We start from the raw sequence: 4,489 nt of genomic DNA, 5'->3' as shown, positions 1-4,489 counted from the left end.
TCTGTTCATTCCCCAGCGCTTCGATTTCTTCTTCGAGATGTTCCCAATCTAATACATCTGTCTGTCTTTGTCGCAGTTGTTTGGCCGTTTCTTCTAACCAAGCAAGATAGTCTTGTTCGTATAAGTCTTTATTTGTCATACCCTATCCTCTTTAGCACTGGTCAGGTATTAGGTTTTTATTTTCTTGACGCTTATCTAACCTAAAAAAAGAGGGTTCGTAGGCAGGCACGGATTTCCATTCTATATATAAGTATCTGTCAAGTGCGGGGATTTGTCAAGGGTTTTTTTGAAAAAATCTGCCAGAATTTCAGGGGAGAAAATCGGAATCGAGGATTTGTTCGGGACTATAGGGGCAGCTTTCGGCAAAGATAGCGGCCGGTAATTGGCTTTTTTGTCGGACTCGCTTCACTGCTTTGGGGTAAATAACGGCGATTCTGGTTAAAAAATAGTTATAAAGGGTTTTCGACTCCAATAAAAGTTCTAATTCCACCCGAAAGTTAGCGATTTCGTCCTGCCATCCCCGCGCACATCTTTCTCTTTCCTCCGGCCAGTATTGGTAGAGAAGCAGATGAATGAGCAATTGTAGGAGATAACTATCTACTTTATGTCTCTGTTCATTCCCCAGCGCTTCGATTTCTTCTTCGAGATGTTCCCAATCTAATACATCTGTCCGTCTTTGTCGCAGTTGTTTGGCCGTTTCTTCTAACCAAGCAAGATAGTCTTGTTCGTATAAGTCTTTAGTTGTCATACCCTATCCTGTTTAGTGCTGGTCAGGTATTAGGTTTTTATTTTCTTGACGCTTATCTAACCTAAAAAAAGAGGGTTCGCAGGCAGGCACGGATTCCCATTCTATATATAAGTATCTGTCAAGTGCGGGGATTTGTCAAGGATTTTTTTGAAAAAATCTGCCAGAATTTGGCCGGTAGGATAAGAGATTGTTTCACCTTTGCCTGTGGGCTACAATAAGCAGATGAGCAAGAGGATAGGATTACAGGGGTTTTGACAATGCGGTTACTACGGGTTCAAGTTCCTGACTTTCGAGTGTTAAAGAATATTGATCTTAGTTTCGAGAAAGACTTTTTTCCCCAGATATTCCCTATCGGTAGTCAAAATGGCGGTGGCAAAAGTACCCTTCTACAATTAATTTTTATCCTGCTTCATTGTTCTGGTGATCCAGAAAAGATAGAATATGTGGTAAATTTACTCCATCGATGTCAACTAGAAGATGAGTTAGAGCAGAAAACCCTGGCTATTTTTGAAATTCTAACCGACAATCGGGAAGAAGTAAAACTAGATTTTTTTATTTGCAGAGATGCTTATGTAAAAGACTTGGTATCTAATCTTGACGGACAAAAAGAAGATTTGGATACTGTTAACGTTGATGATTTAAAAAAATTACAGGACATTAAACAAAAAATCAAAAAGCTAAATGGCCAACGTGAAAGACTCAAAAATATTCAAGAAAAACTTACAACATTGAAGCTAGAAGATGAAACAGAAAGAAACAAATTAATTCGACATTTATTTACCCCAGAAGAACTCAATTTTTTATTTGATTTAGACATAATATCAACAATAGATATATACTTAGATGAATATCCAGCAAATTTTTTAGAGGTAATAATAAATTCTATTCAAGATAAACTGGGAATGACGAATGCTCAAATATACATTGATGCTCCTCAATCTCAAACATTACTTCAGCAAACAAAAATAATTAAAAATATTTTAGGAATAAATAGCTTAATATATCTTTGTCAAGCCAATAACCAGAAGAATCAAGAGATATTTTTGTTGTGTAAATTTATTCAAGCAACCCAAGAAGAATTTCAATTATTCATGAAAGAATTATCCTCAAAAATATTTTTAGCCGCACCTTCAACGCAAGTTTTTATCTTTTTACCTAAAGCTACTAACAAGAGTCTTTTTCAGATAAATCAAGGGAATCCAGACTCTAGTAACTATTATTTAGCCATGGCAGATATTAAAAAGAAACTTAGCAACTTATTTACCTACGATTTTCTGCCAGTTGAGCTATTGATTAATTACTTTATCATGGCTCGTGATCAAGATTTTGCCCAAGCTATAGAAACTGGTGAATATGGAAATAATTATCAACTAATACGGCAAAACTTAAATTCAATTTTATCCGACAAAGAAATTAATTTAGATAAAGATATATCGGGGATTACCTTTAAATTCAAAGGAGACACAAACGGAGAAGAATTATATCCAGAGGATTTGAGTCATGGGGAACTGAAGCGATTAAGTATCTATCTGTGGCTAAAGTATCGTAGGATAAAAGATGCGATTGTCTTGATGGATGAAATTGAGATTGCTCTCCATCCCGACTGGCAATATAAAATTATTGAGGACTTGCAGGAATGGGAACCTAGCAATCAATATATCTTAGCCACTCATTCCTATGAACTCTGTCAAGCTTTAACTCCCGCTCATGTTAAAGAGATAGAACCAAAACTATTGAAATAAAGATGGAGAAACTAACCCATGAGTCTTAAGGAAACGGAACTTTTAGAACATTGTCAATTTATTCTGGCAAACTGTCAAATTCGTAATAAATTTGTCATCCTCTGTGAAGGGGAAATCAAAAAAAATGCCGGCAGGTTATCTCCTCAATCCTATCGAGCTATGGCAGATTTTCCCGATGCTAATTTTTATAAAGCTTGTCTTCCTAGGGATTGGAGACAAAAGATACCGACTTTTTTTAACTGTGGTGATAGAAATGATGTTTTAAATACTTACTTTAATCTTTTGCGTTTGCATCAAGAGAACCCAGAAGCTTCTTATTTAAATCCCCAGCAACTGTTCGCTATCGTCGATTTAGACTTACAAAATAAACGTTTAGATGATTCCTATCCATTTAAGGATTTAGAGCAAATTTTTGAGGACTTATATAAAAAATCACTGATTAAAGTCAATCGGGTTGGACAGCATAGAATTTGGGTGACGGGATTGATTCATAAAGAGTGCTATTTTATTTTTCCCGATACTCATATTCAATCAATTCTTAGCGAACATTCGGCTGTTTATCAAAATTCCGCTGCTAGGCTAGAAAATATTTATCTTGATATGGCAGATAAAATTAAGGATGATGCCGATTTAAAAAATAATTTTTCCAGAGTTAAAGGGAGAATTTCTCATTGTCAAAACCTAGAACTATCGGAAGTGGAGAAATTACAGCTATCTTGGCAAAAACAATATCAAGTTAGCCACGACAATAGCCAATCGGAATTAGTGCTGGCTCTGTTGACTATCAAAAAAGCGAAGCAATATTGGTTACAAGTTGAACCTCCAGAGGACCATACATCACCCCCAGAAAGATATAGAGAACAACTGGCACTACAAATAGGAAGATTTTATGCTCACAATAGCGATAATCCAAGCTGCCATATTTCCCATCTCCTAAAACTGCTGAAGCTAGAACTCAACCCCAGGGAGCAGGAATAAATTTAATCGCATTATTTGACCTAAAAAAAGAGGGTTTGTAGGAAGGTACGGATTCCCATTCTATATATAAGTATCTGTCAAGGGCGGGGATTTGTCAAGGGTTTTTTATTGAGATTTTGTTAATCATCTCGAATACCGTGCATCATGGATTAGTAAACGCTCCGAAAGATTGGCAATATTCCAGTTTTCACCGTTATGTTGAAGAAGGAATTTATGATCAGATGTGGGGAGTTTCAGAAAAGCTGATCTTTGATAGTGATATTGGTATGGAATAAAATGTAGAAGTGAAACCCAAAAAATTAAGGTAAGAAATAAAGGCAATGTTGGGTTTCGTTACCTCAACCCAACCTACAGATCGGCGCTCGCACTACAGGATCAGCGATCACCTTTATCGAGAAGAAATAGCTACCTGCACATTCGGAGAAAAATTCTCGATTTTTCGAGAAGCATTAAGAATTTCAATCCCGATTACATTACCTGCTTGATCATAGTCAAGAATAACCCCCGGACTGATTGCCTCACTTTCTTCTACGGGTGTGTCATGCCAGGTAATTGTTAAAACGTCAACTTCAGCATCATATTTAGCTTTCATTTGATAGCTGCCTATATTTTTTAAGTTTACTGGTAACATATAGTGTAACAATTTTTTGAGGCTCAACTAAGTCATTAATGTAAATTCTCAGAAGATAAGTTTGATTGTTAATGGTGACAAACGTACCTTGATAAACTTTGAGTCCATCTTCTTCTAAAATTTGCTCAGGATTATTGAGGATGTCCTGCAATATTTTTAAAGAGATTTGGCGTTGAATAATTTTTTCTTCGGCATGGTGACTTAAAATAAAGTTCACGAGGATTTCGGAGTATTTTTTTGTAAGGGATTAGGGTTCTTCGGTTTGTCTTATGCAATGGACGGGGTTATAAGGAATGAAACCTTTATAGAGACAGACATTGCCGCAATTTTTGTCAATTGTTTGCGATCTGGAGCGAACTAATCAATTAAATCTCTTGCCAGATAAGGATT

General features: G+C 36.2%; 7 protein-coding genes. 3 read left to right on the top strand and 4 right to left on the bottom strand.

Going from position 1 to position 4,489, the window contains the following annotated elements; translation table 11 throughout:
• Both PX481_RS28885 and PX481_RS28880 read right to left on the bottom strand, forming a co-directional pair.
• A partial coding sequence (locus tag PX481_RS28885) for a DUF29 family protein (protein ID WP_288097390.1) occupies positions 1–139 on the bottom strand: 139 nt, incomplete at its 3' end.
• Positions 140–307: 168 nt separating this feature from the next.
• Positions 308–748, bottom strand: a complete 441-nt coding sequence (locus tag PX481_RS28880; RefSeq protein WP_288097388.1) for a DUF29 domain-containing protein — start codon at positions 746–748, stop codon at positions 308–310.
• A 257-nt stretch (positions 749–1,005) separates the two neighbouring features.
• Here PX481_RS28880 and PX481_RS28875 point away from each other — a divergent pair, with 257 nt between their 5' ends.
• From PX481_RS28875 to PX481_RS28865, 3 genes are all read left to right on the top strand, one after another.
• Positions 1,006–2,490 (top strand): AAA family ATPase, encoded by a 1,485-nt coding sequence (locus tag PX481_RS28875; RefSeq protein ID WP_002757420.1) that lies wholly within the window; start codon positions 1,006–1,008, stop codon positions 2,488–2,490.
• Positions 2,491–2,508: 18 nt separating this feature from the next.
• Complete coding sequence (locus PX481_RS28870; protein WP_002757421.1) at positions 2,509–3,468, top strand: hypothetical protein; 960 nt, start codon at positions 2,509–2,511, stop codon at positions 3,466–3,468.
• Between the two features lie 137 nt (positions 3,469–3,605).
• Positions 3,606–3,743: a hypothetical protein gene (locus PX481_RS28865; RefSeq protein WP_002757422.1), complete on the top strand. Its 138-nt coding sequence runs from the start codon at positions 3,606–3,608 to the stop codon at positions 3,741–3,743.
• 113 nt (positions 3,744–3,856) lie between these two features.
• On the opposite strand, the gene PX481_RS28860 is transcribed toward PX481_RS28865, so the two are convergent.
• Together PX481_RS28860 and PX481_RS28855 are read right to left on the bottom strand one after the other, a co-directional pair.
• Complete coding sequence (locus PX481_RS28860; RefSeq protein WP_002757423.1) at positions 3,857–4,099, bottom strand: DUF2283 domain-containing protein; 243 nt, start codon at positions 4,097–4,099, stop codon at positions 3,857–3,859.
• Positions 4,050–4,316 (bottom strand): DUF4258 domain-containing protein, encoded by a 267-nt coding sequence (locus PX481_RS28855; protein WP_002757425.1) that lies wholly within the window; start codon positions 4,314–4,316, stop codon positions 4,050–4,052. Before PX481_RS28855 ends, PX481_RS28860 begins: the two co-directional genes overlap by 50 nt.
• Positions 4,317–4,489: the final 173 nt, after the last annotated feature.

The sequence above is a fragment of the Microcystis sp. M53603_WE2 genome, from assembly GCF_030065435.1.
This window is presented reverse-complemented; position numbering and strand designations above follow the sequence as displayed.

Excerpts from the sequence above, each read along its gene's own strand:
- PX481_RS28860 (WP_002757423.1), bottom strand. The coding sequence starts at position 4,099 with ATGTTACCAGTAAACTTAAAAAATATAGGCAGCTATCAAATGAAAGCT.
- PX481_RS28875 (WP_002757420.1), top strand. The coding sequence starts at position 1,006 with ATGCGGTTACTACGGGTTCAAGTTCCTGACTTTCGAGTGTTAAAGAAT.
- PX481_RS28870 (WP_002757421.1), top strand. The coding sequence starts at position 2,509 with ATGAGTCTTAAGGAAACGGAACTTTTAGAACATTGTCAATTTATTCTG.
- PX481_RS28880 (WP_288097388.1), bottom strand. The coding sequence starts at position 748 with ATGACAACTAAAGACTTATACGAACAAGACTATCTTGCTTGGTTAGAA.